The 17,579-nt window shown below is 64.9% G+C and carries 11 protein-coding genes and 1 pseudogene; 5 read left to right on the top strand and 7 right to left on the bottom strand.

The window, feature by feature from the left end:
- Positions 1 to 75 precede the first annotated feature (75 nt).
- The 3 genes from HB778_RS18760 to HB778_RS18750 all read left to right on the top strand — a co-directional run bounded on the left by HB778_RS18760 (position 76) and on the right by HB778_RS18750 (position 3,249).
- Positions 76 to 354 carry a GCG_CRPN prefix-to-repeats domain-containing protein gene (locus HB778_RS18760; RefSeq protein WP_183455947.1) on the top strand — a complete coding sequence of 93 codons (279 nt, stop codon included), beginning with the start codon at positions 76 to 78 and terminating at the stop codon, positions 352 to 354.
- Positions 355 to 464: 110 nt separating this feature from the next.
- Positions 465 to 1,964, top strand: a complete 1,500-nt coding sequence (locus HB778_RS18755) for a DUF1800 domain-containing protein (RefSeq protein WP_183455945.1) — start codon at positions 465 to 467, stop codon at positions 1,962 to 1,964.
- Between the two features lie 46 nt (positions 1,965 to 2,010).
- Entirely contained in the window at positions 2,011 to 3,249 is a 1,239-nt protein-coding gene (locus HB778_RS18750; protein ID WP_183455943.1) for a DUF1501 domain-containing protein, read from the top strand.
- 89 nt (positions 3,250 to 3,338) lie between these two features.
- On the opposite strand, the gene HB778_RS43470 is transcribed toward HB778_RS18750, so the two are convergent.
- The 7 genes and pseudogenes from HB778_RS43470 to HB778_RS18720 form a co-directional block, all read right to left on the bottom strand.
- Complete coding sequence (locus HB778_RS43470; protein WP_432421265.1) at positions 3,339 to 3,593, bottom strand: GCG_CRPN prefix-to-repeats domain-containing protein; 255 nt, start codon at positions 3,591 to 3,593, stop codon at positions 3,339 to 3,341.
- 152 nt (positions 3,594 to 3,745) lie between these two features.
- A pseudogene (locus HB778_RS18745) lies at positions 3,746 to 7,154 on the bottom strand (acyl-[ACP]--phospholipid O-acyltransferase).
- Between the two features lie 263 nt (positions 7,155 to 7,417).
- Positions 7,418 to 9,007, bottom strand: a complete 1,590-nt coding sequence (locus HB778_RS18740) for an indolepyruvate oxidoreductase subunit beta family protein (RefSeq protein ID WP_183455940.1) — start codon at positions 9,005 to 9,007, stop codon at positions 7,418 to 7,420.
- Positions 9,000 to 11,153, bottom strand: coding sequence for an indolepyruvate ferredoxin oxidoreductase subunit alpha (locus HB778_RS18735; RefSeq protein WP_183455938.1), 2,154 nt, complete (start codon positions 11,151 to 11,153; stop codon positions 9,000 to 9,002). Before HB778_RS18735 ends, HB778_RS18740 begins: the two co-directional genes overlap by 8 nt.
- Positions 11,154 to 11,198: 45 nt before the next feature.
- The gene (locus HB778_RS18730; RefSeq protein WP_027043603.1) at positions 11,199 to 11,681 is read right to left on the bottom strand and encodes a MarR family winged helix-turn-helix transcriptional regulator; all 483 of its coding nucleotides are present in this window, start codon (positions 11,679 to 11,681) and stop codon (positions 11,199 to 11,201) included.
- Positions 11,681 to 13,252, bottom strand: a complete 1,572-nt coding sequence (locus HB778_RS18725; RefSeq protein WP_183455936.1) for a phytoene desaturase family protein — start codon at positions 13,250 to 13,252, stop codon at positions 11,681 to 11,683. Before HB778_RS18725 ends, HB778_RS18730 begins: the two co-directional genes overlap by 1 nt.
- Positions 13,253 to 13,378: 126 nt before the next feature.
- Positions 13,379 to 14,170: a cyclase family protein gene (locus HB778_RS18720; protein WP_183455934.1), complete on the bottom strand. Its 792-nt coding sequence runs from the start codon at positions 14,168 to 14,170 to the stop codon at positions 13,379 to 13,381.
- Between the two features lie 119 nt (positions 14,171 to 14,289).
- Here HB778_RS18720 and HB778_RS18715 point away from each other — a divergent pair, with 119 nt between their 5' ends.
- Positions 14,290 to 15,864: a phytoene desaturase family protein gene (locus HB778_RS18715; RefSeq protein ID WP_183455932.1), complete on the top strand. Its 1,575-nt coding sequence runs from the start codon at positions 14,290 to 14,292 to the stop codon at positions 15,862 to 15,864.
- Between the two features lie 111 nt (positions 15,865 to 15,975).
- Positions 15,976 to 17,505 (top strand): ABC transporter substrate-binding protein, encoded by a 1,530-nt coding sequence (locus tag HB778_RS18710; protein WP_183455930.1) that lies wholly within the window; start codon positions 15,976 to 15,978, stop codon positions 17,503 to 17,505.
- Positions 17,506 to 17,579: the final 74 nt, after the last annotated feature.

Genomic DNA, 17,579 nt, shown 5'->3' with positions numbered 1-17,579 from the left:
GAAATGAAGGGCAGGACCTGCCGGACCATCTGGTGCCGACAGGTTTCCAATCTCGGACAACTTCGGAGCATGGTCATGAACTATCTGACAAAATACGCGATCACCACCGCTCTTGCGGTGACCGGAACGGCCGCGACGGTTGCGGCATCCTCGGCGATGCCGCTGGCCCCGCTTGCCGCCCCGGCGCTGGTCGAGCACGTCGCCTGGGGTTGCGGGCCTGGCTGGCATCCCAATCCCTGGGGCCGCTGCGTCCCCAACCGTGTGGTGGTCTACCCCCGCTATTACTACGGGCCTGGCCCCGCCTTCTACGTCTGGCATCCGCACCACCACTGGCATCGCTGGCATCACTGGTAAGGGCCACGGGGGCCGGCCGCGCCGGCCCCACGACCCCAGTTGAACAGGCACGAAACGGCTCGAACGGGCTTCACGCGCCGCGCGGGAAGCCCAAGCGACGGAGAGCTGACTTGGCTACCCTTGCGTCCAATTCCCAGCCAGCCCCAGATCCGGCTCTCGTCGCTTTCAACCGCTTCGGGCTCGGCGCAAGGCCCGGCGACCGCGACAGGGTCGCCCGCGATCCGCGCGGTTATCTGAAGGCGGAACTGCGGCAACCCGATATCGCCATGATCCCGCTTGACGACCCGGCCTATGCCGGGCTGCTGGGCAGCACACCGGCCATCCAGGCCAGCATGGCGGCAAATTTCCAGCGCAAGCTCGACCGCGAGCGTATGGCCACCGCGGCACAGCCGGCAATGGCGAGCGCCCAGACCATGACGGCCCAGGCCACATCGGCCCCAATTGCGCCTGCACAACCTGGACCAGCGCCCGCAGCTCCGGCCAAACCCGCGCCGCCAATCGAGGCCACACTGTTCCGCGCCGAAGCCCAGGCGCGCTTCGACAAGGCTTTTCGGGCCGACGCCGGCTTTGTCGAACGTCTGGTCTATTTCTGGTCGAACCATTTCTGCGTCTCCGTGGCGAAGGACAACATCGTGCGGGCGAGCGCCGGTGCCTTCGAGCGGGAAGCCATCCGGCCCTTCGTGCTCGGCCGTTTCGCCGACATGCTGATGGCGGTCGAACGGCATCCGGCGATGCTGTTCTATCTCGACAACCAGCAGTCGATCGGCCCGGACTCCCGCGCCGGCAGGAACCGCCAGCGCGGCCTCAACGAGAACCTCGCCCGCGAGATCATGGAACTGCACACGCTCGGCGTCGGCAGCGGCTATAGCCAGGCCGATGTCACCAGCTTCGCCCGCATCCTGACCGGCTGGACGATGGCCGGGCGCGAAGGACGGCTGGGCGAACCCGGCAGTTCCGTCTTCAACGCCAATGCCCATGAGCCGGGCGACGCGGTGCTGCTCGGCAAGACCTATCCGGCCGGCGGTTTGGGCCAGGCCGAGGCGGCGCTCAACGACATCGCCAGCCATCCGGCGACGGCGCAGCACATCGCCACCGAACTCGCCCGTCATTTCATCGCGGACGACCCGCCGCCCGCGGCGGTGGCGCGCCTGGCCAAGGTTTTCGCCAAGAGCGACGGCAATCTCCGGGCATTGGCGGCGACCATCATCGACATGCCGGAGGCCTGGTCGACGCCCCTCGCCAAGATGCGCTCGCCCTTCGACTACATCGCCGCCATCCGCAGGGCGGCCGGCCCGGGTCCGGCGAACGATCCCGGCCAGTCGCTCAACTGGCTCAATGCGCTCGGCGAGCCGCTCTGGCAGCCGCCGGGGCCGAACGGCTTTTCCGACCAGGCGGCCAGCTGGGCGTCGGCCGAAGGCATGAAGATCCGCCTCGACATCGCCTGGCAGGCGGCCCGCCAGGTCAAGGATATCGGCAATCCCAACGACATGCTCGACGCCGTCATCGGTCCATCCGCCTCGCCGGAGACGCGGCAAGCGGTGGCCCGCGCCGAGTCCAAGCAGCAAGGCCTGGCGCTGTTGCTGATGGCGCCCGAATTCCAGAGACGATAGCGCGATCGACAGGCCCGGCGCCGACAACTCCCATGGAGATCAAGTCATGAGCCTGCTGTGTGAAACTCCTCATCCTTCCCGCCGCGCCGTACTGATGACCGGCGGCTCGCTGTTTGCCTGGGCCTATCTGCCGCGCTTCGCCCGCGCCGCCGACAATCGCGATCCGCGCCTGATCGTCATCGTCCTGCGCGGCGCGCTCGACGGCCTGTCGGCGGTCGGTCCGGTCGGCGATCCCGACTATGCCGGCCTGCATGGTGACATCGCTCTCTCGCTCACCGGCCCGCACGCCGCACTGCCGCTCGACGATTTCTTCGCGGTCAATCCGGCGATGCCGGTGTTTGCGCGCCTGTTCAAGGACAAGCAGGCCGCTGTCGTGCATGCGGCCGCGACAGGCTATCGCGAACGCTCGCATTTCGACGGCCAGGACGTACTGGAAAGCGGTTTTGCCGGCCCCGGCCATGTCGCCACCGGCTGGCTCAACCGGGCCTTGGAAAACCTGCCGGCAGGCGACCGCGTGGCGACGCTTGGCGGACTGGCCGTCGGCCCCTCGACGCCACTGGTGATCCGAGGTGCCGCCCCCGTGCTCGGTTGGGCGCCACAATCCCTGCCGGCGCCGGCCGGTGACCTCGCGGCGCGGGTTCTCGACCTCTACCAGCATCGCGATCCGGTGCTGGCGGTGGCCCTGCAAAAAGGTCTCGACGCCGACCGCATGGCGCTCGACGACCAGATGGGCGCCAAGGCTATGAAGCCGAAGGGCGGCCTCGACAGCGCCGCCGGGATGCGGCAGGCCGCGCAAGGTGCGGCCAAGCTGATCGCGGCCGATGACGGGCCGCGCGTTGCCGCACTCGCCTTCGACGGCTGGGACACGCATGTCAACGAAGGCGGCGTGACCGGCCGTCTCGCCACGCTGCTCGGCGGCCTCGACGGCGCCTTCGAGGAATTCGAGAAGGGTCTCGGCGAGCGCTGGAAGGACACGGCGATCGTCGCCATCACCGAGTTCGGGCGCACGGCGCAGATCAACGGCACGGTCGGCACCGATCACGGCACCGGCACGGTGGTGTTGCTCGCCGGCGGCGCGATCAAGGGCGGCCGCGTCATCGCCGACTGGCCGGGCTTGAAGCCGGCCCAACTCTACGAACAGCGCGACCTCGCACCGACCAGCGATGTCAGGGCGGTGCTGAAAGGACTGCTCGCCGACCAGTTCGGCCTCTCGGCCGCCGTGCTCGGCGACAAGGTGTTTCCGGAATCCGCAGCGGTGAAGCCGATGTGGGATCTTGTCATATGAGGAACAAAGATGGCGTCACAGGGGACGCCATCTTTGGCGGAAACAACCACGTCACGTCGGAGCGAGTGCCGCGTCAATCCGCTGCGTGATCACCAACGGTGGTGCCAGCGGTGGTGGTGATGGTACCGCCAATGTCCCGGCCGGACTATTATCACGCGACGACGGTTGGGCACGCAATTTCCCCACCGGTTCACGTGCCAGCCAGGGCCGCATCTCCAGCCGACGCTTTCGATTGGCAACGAACCGGCGCTGGGCTTTGCCATGGGCAAGGCCTGCGAGCCGACGCTCGACAGCATCAATGTGCCTGCGGCGATAGCAATCGGTAGAATGTATCTGGTGAGCATGATTGTGTCCTCCATGGTTGACATTCCTGGGAACACCATACCACTCACCCGGCTGAATGCCGGGTGAGTGGTCCGATCACATATTCGTTAGGTTAAAGCGCTCGCCAAGCGACGCCACGGTCTTCAGCGGCGTCGTTTCGTCGTCACCTTGATCAGGCGGCCTCGACCTTGGCGACCGGCGCGTCCTCTCCACGCACCAGTTTGGTCACACCGGCAAAGTCGAGCTTGCCGGAGCCGAGCACCGGCACCTTCTGGACGACGCGCACTTCGGCAGGCACCATCAGGTCCATGGCGCCATTCGCCTTGGCGAAGGCCAGGAACTCGGCGCGTGTGGCGCCGGGAGCCTCGGTGACGAGAATGAGCTTCTCACCCTTGCGCGCATCCGGCACGGAAGCGACTGCCGACAACGAGCCTTTCCACAATTCACCCGCCAGCGCCTCGACGGCGGCGAGTGAGATCATCTCGCCACCGATCTTGGCGAAACGCTTGGCCCGGCCGCGAATGGCGATGAAGCCGCCCTCGTCGATCGAGACGACATCGCCTGTGTCATGCCAGCCATCCGGCAGCGGTTCGAGCACGCCCGGCTTTTCGGCCCTGAGATAGCCGGCCATCACGTTAGGCCCGCGGACATGCAGCCGGCCGCCCTCGTCGACGCCTGGAACCGGATCGAGACGGTATTCCATGCCGGGCATGATTTTGCCGACGGTGCCGGAACGGTTGTACATCGGCGTGTTGATGGAGATCACCGGCGCGGTCTCGGTGACGCCATAACCTTCCAGGATGCGCACGCCGAACTTTTCCATATAGGTCATGCGCGTCGACGCCTTGACCGGTTCTGCGCCGGCAAAGCAATACCGTATCGAGCGGAAGTCGTAGGGGTGCGCGGTCCGCGCATAGCCGCTGAGGAACGTATCGGTGCCGAAGATGATCGTCGCGTTGGACGCATAGATCAGCTCCGGCACGATGCGGTAGTGCAGCGGCGACGGGTAGAAAAAACACCGGCACGCCCGAGATCAGCGGCAGCACCGTGCCGGCCGTCATGCCGAAGGAATGGAAGATCGGCAATACGTTGAACACCTTGTCGCCCGAATGGAAGTCGATGCGCGAGGCCGCCTGCGCGGCGTTGGCCAGGATGTTGCGATGGGTGAGCACCACGCCCTTCGGCGTGCCTTCCGAGCCCGAGGTGAACAGGATCACCGCCGGGTCGTTGGGCTTGCGCGGCGCGCGCGGCGTCGACTTGCGCAGCAGGCCGAGCAGCTTGTCCTTGAGCCCGATGGTTTTGCGCAGATCGTCGAGCCAGACAATGTCGACGGACCGGCCGATCTCCTCGACCACCGCGCCGAGCTTTGCCTGCTCGACAAAGGCGCGTGAGGTGAGCACGGTCTTCACTTCGGCGGCCTTGCAGGCGGAGAGGATGTTGGCGGCACCAGCTGTGAAGTTGATCATCGCCGGCACCTTACCCGCCGACATGACGCCAAGCAGCGTGGCGCACGAGCCGTTGGCATTGGGCAGCATGATGCCGAGTGTCTGCTGATCGGCGTAAAGGTTCTGGAATTTCTCGCCGAGTACGGCGGCCGCCGTCAGCAGCTTGCCATAGCTCAGCGAGCCGGTGACCGGATCCTGCACGGCGAGCCGTTTCATGCCGCGTTCATTCGCCGTCAGGATGATCTTTTCCAGCACCGTCTTGTCGATGTCCTGGGTGCGGAAGACGAGATCCGACATGACCTGATAAAGCGCGGCACCCGCCGCGGCGCGGCGCTTGCGGCCCTTCAGTTCCTGCGGCACTTCGAGCTTGACCGGCTCCAGAATGGTCACCTTGACCTTCGGGAACAGGCGGCGGCGCACATGCTGAGACGTCAACCGCGAGAACGGACTTTTCTCCAGCCCGTCGATGCGGATCGGTACGACCATCGAGCCGGTCTTGTCCGCTACCATGGCGGCGCCGTCATAGACCTTCATCAGCCCGCCGGTGACGGTGATGCGGCCTTCGGGGAAGATGACCAGCGGATCGCCGCCCTGCACGATCTTGATCAGCGTGCGGGTCGACATCGGCTTGGCCGGGTTGAGCGGCAAAGCGCGGGCGAGCTTCATGAACGGCTTCATCCACCAGGCCTGGGCAATGGTGTAGTCGATGGCGAAGACCGGCTCCTCATCGGTCAGCGTCAAGGCGAGCGGACCGTCGAGGAAGCTGACATGGTTCAGCGCCAGGATCGGCGCCTTGCCGGCCGCCTTGAGGTTCTCCATGCCCTCGACCTCCAGGCGCAGGAAGGCGCGGAACAGGATGGAGACGAAGTCGCGGAACGCGTTGGTCGGCAGGAATTTCAGCATCAGCCAGGCGGCGACGGCGTTGGCCGCGGCGAGGCCGAACAGGATGCCGCCGGTGGAGACTTTCGTCTGGATCGCGGCGACGAGAATGCCGCCGACCGTCATGAAGCCGGCATTGACGATGCTGACCGCGGCGACGACCCGGGCGCGGCGCGCTTCAGGCGACCAGGCCTGCACCGCGGCGAAGGTCGGCACCACGAGGAAGGCGCTGGCGATGGCCATGCCGGCGAGATCGATGGCGACACGGATCGTGTTTGGCCCGGCAAAGAACAGGGCAAGGGTTTCTGCCTTCGGCGAAGGCTGCATGCTCCAGATGGTCCAGGCCAGATGCAGGCCGAATAGAGCCAGCAGCGCCGTGCCGACCGGTGCGGGTAGAAGCACGATGCGGCCCTGCGACATCCATGCGGCAATGGCCGAGCCGATGGCGATCGAGACGGCAAACACCGCCAGATAGACGGTGACGGCGATCTCGTTGCCGCCGAGCGAATCCTTGATCAGCGTCGGCAGGATCGACAGCACGATGGCGCCAATCAGCCAGAACCACGAGGTCATCAGGCCGGCGCGCCAGATGCGCATGTCGGTGCGCAACTCGCTGACCTGACGCCAGGTCGAGCGGAAGATGTTCTTGTCGATGACGAGGTCAGGCGCTGCCGAACCCGTTGGCGGAATGTAGCGGCTGACGAACCAGCAGCTGACGGCCAAGGCCATCATGATCGGCCCGAACACGGTGACGCCGATGCCATCGGCCGAGACGACGCCGCCGGCGATGGTGCCGCCGAGGATGGCGGCAAACGTGGCCGACTCGATCCAGGCATTGGCCTTGGGCAGTTCCTTGCGCTCGAGGTGATCGGGCAGGATGCCGTATTTGATCGGCCCGAACAGGGCCGAGATGATGCCGAACATCAGCAACGCCGCCATCAGCACCGGGATCGACGACAGCGCGATGCCGGCGACAGAGACTGCCGCGGCGGCGATCTCGGCGAATTTGAGCCGGCGCGCGATCAGCGCCTTGTCGAAACGATCGGCGATCTCGCCGCCAAGCGCGGACAACAGCAGAAAGGGGGCCATGAAGACGGCCCCGGCGAGCGTGACCAGTGACGCCGCCTGGCCGGCGGCGAGCGTGAAGAGGATCAGGAACACCAGTGTGTTCTTGAGGAAATTGTCATTGAAGGCGGACAGGAACTGCGTCCAGAACAGAGGCGCAAAGCGCCGGGACAACATCAGATGCGTGTTCATGGCGATTTCCATTTGGCGGAACCCTACGACGGTATGCCGATGGGCCCTGCGGGTTGCAGGCGCTGTTTCAATCTCAGTGATAGTCTTGAGCTGGTTAAACTTCCTTACTGTGCCTGATGTCCATCCCCGGCTTTCGGCTCGTCAGAAATGAACATCGTTCATAAACGCACTCTATCACACCTTGAACATTGTTCAAGCAGAAAATGAACAGCGTTCACCGCTGCCGAAAACGGAGATAGCGGCCCGGTGACGTCTGTCAGGGATTAGGGCGCCTCAGTTGCCGAACCTGGTCTGAGCGTCGCCACTGTCTTCAGCGCGCCATCGAGCATGTCGCCCTTCTCGTCCTTCAGCGCCGCCTCGCGCAGGCGGCGGATCCAGTCGGAGGCATCGGCTCGACCCTCGAGCATGGCAAGCGCCGACAGCACGCGGTCGAATTTCGACTGGGCGCGGACATGGGTGTCGCTATAGCCCTTGATCAGCCGGCGGCAATTGAGGATTTCGACGGCCAGCGCGTAGTCCTGGGGGACGTGGCCAAGCGCCAATGCATACCAGCGATCGAGATGGGTCATCTCGACCTTGTGGCGCAGCAGGCTGCGGCGCCAGCGGCGCAGGCCTCCGATGAACCAAAGCGCCGCGAAGCCGGCGAAGCTGTCGGTGCGGATGCGGCGGCCATGGTTGATGCGACGATCGAGGAAGGCGGCGAGTTTCGGGCGGTTCTCGATGTAGCTGCCGAGCCCCGCCGGCAGCGTGCCGCAGAATTCCTCGATGCGCGGATGAAAATACTCGGTCACCTGCAGGATCGAGCCATCCTTGACGCCGACCTCCTTGCGCACGCGCCTGTCGCGTGTCGAGCGCGTCTTCAGGTCGGCGACGCGGATCATGTCGTCGTAGCAGAGCGCGTTGGCGAGATGCTTGGCGGCAGCAATGGACAGCGCATGGGCATGGTCGGCGCCGTCCAGCGCGACGGCCTTGTCCAGCCGGTCGAGATAGTCACGGCCATAGGCGATATCCTGATAGTCGACGACCTTTCTGAGGCCCCGCAGCGCCATGTCGCGCACGGCCACGGGCATCAGGTCGATGCGGGCGGCGAGCGCCTGCCAGCCCTGCAGCAGGTTTTGCGGGCCGGTTACGCGCCCTGCCCCCAGGGCGGGTTCGACGATCGCCGGCTCGGCCGGCTTTGGCACAGGTGCGGCCGTGCCGCGCGCGCGGTCAAACGCAGTGCCAAAGGCGGCAAGGCTGGCCTTGACGCCACGACCGCCAGCACCGATCGCCTGCTCATAGCTTTCGCGGGTGAACGGCAGCGCGTCGGACCCCGCCAGCGCGCCGAGCAGGCTGGCCGAAATCATCGAACCGTTGTCGGCGGCGATCTTTTCCATGTCGAAGGCGATGAAGCGTTTGGACGCGGCTTCCGCCGTCGCATGCACTTTGGAAGATGACGCCCGGCCGTCGCCCGGTTCGATCTTTTCCGACACAGCGGCGATGCGGTGTGACGAGGCGATCAGCGTGGTGCGCTCGGGCGTGACGAAACCACGGATGATGGCGCGGCCGGCTTCCATCAATTCGGCCGCGATCAGTACGTCGACGTCGCCCTGCGAGGGCGACAGCGCGAAGACCGGCAGCCGGCCGGTGTCGCGGGCCATCTCGACATAGTAGATCGTGGCGCCCGTGCGCTGCGCGACGCCGGCGACCGATGTCGACTGCGCGACGTAGCCATTGCGCTCGGCGACGTCAGTGATCCAGTCCGCCAGGACGCCGCCGCCCTGGCCGCCGACGGCGAGTACGGCGAGCTTGATGACCCGCTCATCATCCTGGGCGCCGGCCTTGGCGCGAAAGGGCGGGACAGCGTCAAGCATCGGCGAAGGTCAGGCGCCGGCTTTCGCGGCGGCGCTGCAGCAGGCTGATGGTGGCGCGGCGCGCGCTTTCCAGAAAGCGGTCCCAGCGGCTCGGATTGTGCACGACGTCGGCGCGGTAGAAGGAGGGGCAGAGCACCGCCGCATCCGCGACCTCGCCGCAATTGCCGCAGCCGACGCAGCTCTGGTCGATCGATGCCACCGGATCGTCGCGCAACGGATCGTCGAGCGACTTCACCGACAGCGACGGGCAGCCGGAGAGCCGCATACAGGCATGGTCGCCGGTGCAGATGTCCTCGTCGACGCCGAATTTCGGTTTCACCACCCGCTCGCCGCCCTTGATCGCCTTGTCGACCAGCGGCTTTTCGCGGCGCTGGCGGTTCAGCATGCATTCGGACGAGGCGACGATGACCTTCGGCCCTTTCTCGTCCGTCGTCAGCGCCTCGCGCAGCGTGTCCTGCATCTTGGTCACGTCATAGGTGCGGTCGACATGGCGCAGCCATTTGACGCCCATGCCTTTCACGGCCTCGGTGATGGGATGTTTGGTCGACTTGGTCTTGTTGCCCGCGCGGGACGACAGGATGTCCTGTCCGCCCGTTGCGGCGGAGTAAAAATTGTCGACGATGACGATGACGCCGTCGTTCTTGTTGAACACCGCATTGCCGATCGAGGAGGTCAGGCCGTTGTGCCAGAAGCCGCCGTCGCCGACGAAGGAGATCGAGCGGCGTTTCGCGTCGGGCGAATTGAAGGCTGAGGCCGAGGCCGGCCCCAATCCGTAGCCCATGGTGGTGGCGCCGAGTTCGAAAGGTGGCATGATCGAGAACAGATGGCAGCCTATGTCGGAAGCGATGTGGTGGTTGCCGAGTTCCTGTTCGACCAGTTTCGTCGCGGCAAAGATCGGCCGTTCCGGGCAGCCGATACAGAAGCCCGGCGGGCGGCCCGGCACCACATTGATCAGGTCCGCGGTGTCGACGCCATCGCCGACCTTGTTGGGCGCGCGCACCTCGCCCGGCAGGAGATGCGGTGCCTCGGCGCGCAGGAACGTACCAATGCCGTCGAGCATGACCTGGCCGGTATATTCGCCGGCCATCGGCAGATATTCCTTGCCGACCAATCGGGTGCCGCGCCCGGCCTTGTGCAGCATCGCGGCGAATGCCTGTTCGATGTAATTGGGCTGGCCTTCCTCGACGACGAGCACCGCCTGCTTGCCTTCGCAGAAGGACAGGAATTCGTCATCGATCAGCGGATAAACGGCGTTGAGCACATAAAGCGGCACATCCGTCTCGCCGTAAGTGTCAGCAAGGCCGAGACGCTGCAGCGCGCGGATGACCGCATTGTACATGCCGCCCTGCATGACGATGCCGACGGAGCCGTGATCCGAGCCGAAGAGTTCGTTGATCTTGTTCTTGCGGATGAAATCCACCGCCGCCGGCCAGCGTTTCTGCACTTTCTCCTTCTCGTGCAGGAAGGAGGCGGGCGGCAGCACGATGCGGCCAGTGTCGCGGCGCGGGGCTTCGAGCGCGTCGGCCACCGTCATCGGCGGGCGCTTGTTGTCCTTGGCGATGAAATGGCCATGGACATGGCAGCAGCGGATGCGCACCTGCAGCATGACCGGCGTGTTGGAGATCTCGGACAGTTCGAAGCCATCTTCCACCGCCTTGACGATCGACGGCAGGTTCGGGCGCGGGTCGAGCAGCCAGACCTGGCTCTTCATGGCAAAGGCATGGCTGCGCTCCTGCATGATCGAGGAGCCCTCGCCATAATCCTCGCCGACGATGATCAGCGCGCCACCAGTGACGCCGCCGGACGCAAGGTTGGCAAGCGCGTCGGAGGCGACATTGGTGCCGACGGTCGACTTGAAGGTCGCCGCACCGCGGATAGGATAATGCACCGAAGCGGCGAGCATGGCGGTGGCGGTGGCTTCCGAGGCGCTCGCCTCGAAATGCACGCCGAGCTCGCCCAGAATGTCCTGCGCATCGGCCAGCACATCCATCAGATGGCTGATCGGCGCGCCCTGATAGCCGCCGACATAGCCGACGCCGCATTGCAGCAGCGCCTTGGTGATGGCGAGGATACCTTCACCGGCAAATTCCTCGCCGGCGCCGAGCCGCAGCTTTTCGACTTCCTTGGCAAAAGACCGTTCGGCCATTTTTCTGCTCCTTCCGTTACCGCCGGGCATTGGCGGCGCGTAGGTCTAGATGTCGTGCTTGCGAATGTTCTTCAGCATCTTCAAAAGTGTGGCGATCAGTGCCGCATATTCGGCGTCGTCGATATCGTCGAACATCGCCTCGAATGCGTCATGCATAGCTGGCCAGGCACGGGTGAACTCGGCGCGGCCGTCATCGGTCAGGAACACATGGCGAATGCGGCTGTCGGTGACACCCTGCTCGCGCCGCACGAAGCCTTGCCCCTCCAGCGTGTCGAGCGTGCGGCTCAAGGTCGACTGCTCGATGACCGTGTAGACCGAGAGATCGTTGACGGTGACGCCGTCAGCGACCGACAGGACCGCCAGCGTGCGCACCTGCGGAATGGTCAGCCCCTGCTTGCGGAAATCGTCGCGCAAGGTGGCGTTGTAGCGGCCCATGATGCGGTTCATCAGATAGGGCGCGAATTGCTGCAGGCCGATCTGGCCGAGCGTCGAAATGCGCTGGCGCTTTTCCGCGACCTTCTGTTCCATCACAGCCTCCCCGCCAGGAGAAAGCCGGAGCCGCCGCCGAGACCGGCGCCAGGATGGGTCGAGGCGCCGATATGGTAAAGGTTTTTGATGCCGGTCTGGTGGTTGCGGCTGGTCTTGAACGGCCGCCACAGGAAGGCCTGGTCGATGGTGGACGAGCCGCCATAGGGATCGCCGCCGACCAGATTGATGTTCATCGCCTCGAGGTCGGCCGGCGAATAGGCGCGGCGCGCAATCACGCTGTCCTTGAAGCCGTCGATATGGCTGGCGAGGATGGCTTCGACACGATCGGCATAGACCTCGCGCAATGCGTCGGTCCATTGCCCGTCGGCCGGCGCCTGCAGTTTGCCGGCGGCATCGCCCTTGATGTGGCGCGGCGCCTCGGGCAGTTGCAGCCACAGGATCGCCTTGCCCTGCGGGCAGCGCGACGGGTCGAGCGCATGCGGCTGGCCGACGCAGATGGTCGGCACTTCCGGCAGCAGGCCGCGTGCCGCTTCGTTGCAGGCCTTCGACACGCCATCGAGCCCAGATGTCAGATGCAGCAGCGCGACCTTGTCCAGTCCTTCGCCGCGCCAGGACGGCGGCTTGTCGAGGGCATAGTGGATCTGGAAATTGCCCTTGCCGTAGCGATATTTCCGCGTTGCCTCGACATCGGCCTTGGGCGCCTCGCTGCCGAGCAGCCGGCCATAGAGCTGCGTCGGCGTGACCGAACAGATAACGCTCTTCCTGGCATGCACCATTTCGCCCGAGGCCAGCCGCACGCCAGTGGCGCGGCCTCCAGCCAAGATGATGGAGGCAACATCGGCTTCGGTGGAGATGACGCCGCCGCGCTCGGTGATCAATGCGTCGAAGGCCGACAGCAGGTTCTTCGCCCCACCCTTGACGATCGGGGCGCCGGCGGCTTCGAGCGCGAAGGCGATCACCCTAGCGATCTGGCCGGAGAAGGCATCTTCTGGCCCCAGCCCGGCATGCAGCACCCAGGGTGCCCACAGGGCGCGGATGGTTTCGGACTGATAGGTGCTTTCAAGCCAGCTGCGCGCCGGCACCAGCGCTTCGCCGAGGAAGGCAGCAAGGCCACGCGGGCCACGCCGCCAGGCGTCACCGGCCAGCAGCTTGGCCGTCGGGTAGGACCACAGTGCACCGCCGAGCAGGCCGAACAGTAGGCCGGCATTACGCTCGATGCCACCGACATCTTCCGCGTGCCGGCTGCCGTCGCCGGCAGCGATCGCATTGAGGGCGGCGACATTGGCGGCGCGGTCGGTGCTGAGCACGGCATGGCTGCCGTCCGGCCGCAGCACGCCGGTCGGCGTGCCGGTGTGGCAGAACTCCAGCCCATGTCGTGCAAGATCGCCGCCCAATGCGGCAAAGGCCGGCGAGGTGATGAACAGCACGAAGGTCGTCGCCATCACATCATGGATGAAGCCGGGCGCGGTGATCTCCTCGGTGCGCATGCAGCCGCCGATGCGGTCGTTGCGCTCCAGCACGAGCACCTTCGCACCCTTGCCGCCAAGCATCGCCGCGCAGACCAGCGCGTTGATGCCGCTGCCGACGATGATGTGATCGGGGGCTTTCATTGGGGGTTTCCTGGGGGGCAGCGGGTAGGCCGGCGAGGTCAGCGCTCTACGCCGTAAAGCGCGAGCGCCGCCAACCTGCCTCCCTATCGCCTCGCCAACCTGCATGATCTTCTCCCGAAGATCTCCTTACTGCCCCGACACCAGTGCCAGCGCGCGGATCGGGCTGCCGGTGCCGTGCTCGATCTTGAGCGGTGCCGCGATCAGGATCGCACCCTTCGGCGGCAGCTGGTCGAGGTTGCAGAGGCTGGCGAGACCGTAGCGGTTGGCCTTGTGCATCAGCGTGTGCGCCGGGAATGGCGGCTCCATGCCGCCGGCCTTGCCGGCATCGGTGCCGATCGTCTCCGAGCCCCAGCCCTTGATGTCCTTGCTGATCAGGTACTGGATGGCTTCCGCCGTCGGGCCAGGCGTGTGCGGGCCGGTCTCGTTGGCGTTGAGGAATTCGGCTTCCGAGCCGTTGCGCTTGTACCAGTCGGTGCGCATCACCACCCATTCGCCGGCATTGATCGCGCCATGCTTGGCCTCCCACGCCTTGATGTGATCGACGGTGAGCAGGAAATCGTGGTCGGCGGCGGCTTCCTTGGAGCAGTCGATGACATTGACCGGGCCGACGAAATTCTGCGCCGGAATGGTGTCGGTGGCACCGTCCGGATAATCCTTGCCGGTGATCCAATGCTGCGGCGCATCGAAATGCGTGCCGGAATGCTCGCCGAGCTTCAGCCAGTTCCACGCCCACCACGGACCGTTCTTGTCATAGCGGGAGATCGAATGGATCTCGACCTTCGGCGTGTCGACGGCAAGCTCCGGCGGCAGCTTGATCAGCGGTGTGTCGGGCCCGAGTTGCGCCGAGAGGTCAACCACCTTGATGGCGCCTGACAGCAACTGGCCGGCGACTTCGCCGAGGAGTTTTTGGGTGTCCATGGTCTCTGTTCCCTCTTTGATAGTGATGATCAAGGCTCGTCTCGGCCCTTAATATCCTACTAGACGAAAACATATGCATCTGCAATTATCTTTAAGCATAAAGGAAATGGGAACGGGGCGTGAGCGAGTTCGACGCCATCTTTGTCGGGGCGGGCCACAACAGTCTGGCATGCGCCGCGCATCTGGCGCTCAAAGGCTGGAAAACCGGGATTTTCGAGCGCAGTGCAACAATCGGCGGCGCCGTCCAGACCCGCGAATTCACCCTTCCCGGCTTCCGTCACGATTTCGGCGCGATGAATCTGAGCCTGTTTGCGGGCTCCGCCTTCCACCGGAAATATGCAAATGAATTGAAAGCGCAGGGCTTGGAATTCGCGCCCGTCGCCGATTGTTTTGTCAGCGCCTTCCCGGACGGACGCTGGTTCGGCGTCAGCAACGATCTGGAAAAGACCGCTGCGCGCATGGCTGCCTTCTCCGCGGCCGATGCCGCGACATGGCGCAGACTCGTTGCTGCCTTCCCGGCGGAGGCCGAACATCTGTTCCGGCTGCTGGGATCGCCGATGAGGGCGCGAGCGCTGGCCGGCACGGCGTGGAACCTGTGGCGCAAGAAGGGCATGTCCGGCGCGCTCGACACCGGCCGACTGCTGTTGTCCTCACCGCGCGCCTGGCTGGAAGAAAACTTCGAGTCGCCGCATGTGCGGGCGACGCTCGCCAGCTGGGGCATGCATCTCGATTTCGCGCCCGACATCGCGGGTGGTGCGGTGTTCCCCTATCTGGAATCGATGGCCAACCAGAGTTTCGGCATGGTGCTTGGCAAGGGCGGCGCCGACACCATCATCCGGGCGCTGGCCGGCATGGTGACGGCGGCCGGCGGCAAGATATTCACCAGCGCCGAGGTGGTCGAGATCACGGTTTCCGCCGGCAAGGCGACCGGTGTTCGTCTCGCTTCCGGCGAGACGCATACTGCGACCAAGGCTGTCATCGCCGGCGTCGCGCCCAAGGCGCTGACCGGCAAGCTCCTGCCCAGCGGTTCCGGCAATGCCGGCTTCGACACGTCGATGCAGAAATTCCGCTACGCGCCGGGCACGATGATGATCCATCTGGCGCTGGACGATTTACCGGACTGGCGCGCTGGCGCCGAGTTGCGGCAGTTCGCCTATGTGCATCTGTCGCCGTCGCTCGATGCGATGTCGCGCACCTATCAGCAGGCGATGGCCGGCATGCTGCCGGACGAGCCGGTGCTGGTCGTCGGCCAGCCCTCAGCGATCGATCCGTCGCGCGCGCCTCAGGGCAAGCATGTGCTGTGGGTGCAGGTGCGCATGCTGCCGGCCGAGATCCTCGGTGATGCATCGGCCAAGATCGCGCCCGGGCATTGGGATCAGGTCAAGGAGGCCTACGCCGAGCGCGTCATTGATATCATCGAGACCTATGCGCCCGGGCTGCGGAGCAAAATCCTCAGCCGTTCGGTGTTCTCACCGATCGATCTCGAGCGTGAGAACCCGAACCTCGTCGGCGGCGACCAGGTCTGCGGCAGCCACCATCTGGCGCAGAATTTTTTGTTCCGCCCGGCGCGCGGCTATGCCGGCTGGAACACGCCGCTGGCCAATCTGCATCTCACCGGAGCCGCGACATGGCCGGGCGCCGGCACCGGTGCGGCCTCGGGTTTCATGCTCGCGCAACAGCTTGGCGGGAGGTAGGCTCCAACGATTTTATCGAGGCGACGAGAGGCAAGGCGCTGCTGCCCACGAAGCCTGAACCCATGAACGGATAGTGCCGCGCAAAGACAATAACCAACAAGGGGAACGACCATGAAAATCAACAGACGCGAATTGCTGGGATACAGTGCCGCCGCACTTGGCGTGACCGCCATTGGCCTGCCGAAAATAGCCAGGGCCGCTGCCGGCGAACTGACCATCGCCTACAATGTCAACCTGCCATCCTGGGACCCGACAACCGGACCCTCGGCCGTCAATCCGACTATCCAGGGCCTCTACCAGTCGGTTTTCGACCAGATCATCCCGCAAAAGCCCGACCTGTCCTTCGCGCCCGGCCTGCTGACCGAATGGGGCTGGAACGACGACCGCACCAAGGTGATGATGACGGTGCGCGAAGGCGTGAAATGGCATGACGGCTCGCCCTTCACGCCGGAGGACGTCGTCTGGTCGCTGCAGCGCGCGGGCGACGAGAAGACCGGCAATCCGATCCAGTTCGTCTGGAAGAACGTCAACAACTTCAAGATCGACGGCAACAAGATCACCGGCGACGTGGTGCAGTTCGACCCGGTCTATTTCAAGTGGATGTCGTTCCTGACCGGCTACATCCTGCCGAAGGCCTATTACGAGAAGGTGGGTGCGGAAGGTTTCGAGAAGGCGCCGATCGGCACCGGCCCCTACATGGTCGAAAAATTCGAGCGCAACGCCTTCCTGCGACTGAAGGCCAATCCGAACTATTGGGGCACCAAGCCGGCTTTCGAGAATGTGACGATCAAGTTCGTCACCGATGCGGCGAGCCGTGTCGCTGAAATCGAGTCCGGCTCATCGCAGGTGACGCTCGAAATCCCCTACGAGGAATATGATCGCCTGATCGCCAAGGACGGGCTTGCCGGCTCAATCAAGAACGTCTCCGACATCGGCATGATCTTCTTCAACAACAAGGACGCCATGCTGGACAAGAATGTCCGCCAGGCGGCCGTGATGGCGGTGGACAAGGAGCTGCTGGTCAAGCGGCTGCTGCGCGGCTACGGCCAGCCGATCGACACGCTGGAGACGCCGGAATACGCGGCCTACGATCCGTCGATCAAGGTCGAGCACAATCCGGAAAAAGCCAAGGAACTGCTTGCCGCCTCCGGCTATTCGACCAAGAAGCCGGCAAAGTTCACCATCCAGACGACCAAAGGCTTCAAGCCCAAGGACTACGAGATGGTGCAGGCGATCGTCGGCATGTGGCGCAAGGTCGGTATCGAGGCCGAGATCGAGGTCTACGAGATCGCCAAGCACTATGAACTGCGCGCCGCGCACAAGCTGGCGCCGGCGGCCTTCTACAACTGGGGCAATTCCATCGGCGACCCGACCACTTCGACCGGTTTCGCCATGTTCGGCCCCTCGCCGCACTCGTCGTGGAAGACCGACGATCTCGATGCCAAGATCGGCCCGCTCTGGGGCGAGAAGGACGAGGCCAAGCGCATCGCCGGCTGGAAAGCGGTCGACAAGTACATTGCCGAAGAGGCCTATGTGCTGCCGCTGATCCAGTACGCGCAGCCGATCGTGCACTCGAAGAAGGTCAATGTCGTGCAGCACATTTCCGGCGCTCTGCTGCCGGCTTTGATGACCCCGGCCTGATATCGGCCTTGCACCTGCCGGTCTTCGCCCGGCAGACCCCTCATCCGGCCGCTTCGCGGCCACCTTCTCCCCGG

The organism is Mesorhizobium huakuii (assembly GCF_014189455.1).
GTDB lineage: Bacteria > Pseudomonadota > Alphaproteobacteria > Rhizobiales > Rhizobiaceae > Mesorhizobium > Mesorhizobium huakuii_A.
This window is presented reverse-complemented; position numbering and strand designations above follow the sequence as displayed.

Coding starts and splice junctions, on each gene's coding strand:
- HB778_RS18740 (WP_183455940.1), bottom strand. CDS start 9,007: ATGCTTGACGCTGTCCCGCCCTTTCGCGCCAAGGCCGGCGCCCAGGAT.
- HB778_RS18750 (WP_183455943.1), top strand. CDS start 2,011: ATGAGCCTGCTGTGTGAAACTCCTCATCCTTCCCGCCGCGCCGTACTG.
- HB778_RS18720 (WP_183455934.1), bottom strand. CDS start 14,170: ATGGACACCCAAAAACTCCTCGGCGAAGTCGCCGGCCAGTTGCTGTCA.
- HB778_RS18735 (WP_183455938.1), bottom strand. CDS start 11,153: ATGGCCGAACGGTCTTTTGCCAAGGAAGTCGAAAAGCTGCGGCTCGGC.
- HB778_RS18730 (WP_027043603.1), bottom strand. CDS start 11,681: ATGGAACAGAAGGTCGCGGAAAAGCGCCAGCGCATTTCGACGCTCGGC.
- HB778_RS43470 (WP_432421265.1), bottom strand. CDS start 3,593: ATGCTCACCAGATACATTCTACCGATTGCTATCGCCGCAGGCACATTG.
- HB778_RS18710 (WP_183455930.1), top strand. CDS start 15,976: ATGAAAATCAACAGACGCGAATTGCTGGGATACAGTGCCGCCGCACTT.
- HB778_RS18760 (WP_183455947.1), top strand. CDS start 76: ATGAACTATCTGACAAAATACGCGATCACCACCGCTCTTGCGGTGACC.
- HB778_RS18725 (WP_183455936.1), bottom strand. CDS start 13,252: ATGAAAGCCCCCGATCACATCATCGTCGGCAGCGGCATCAACGCGCTG.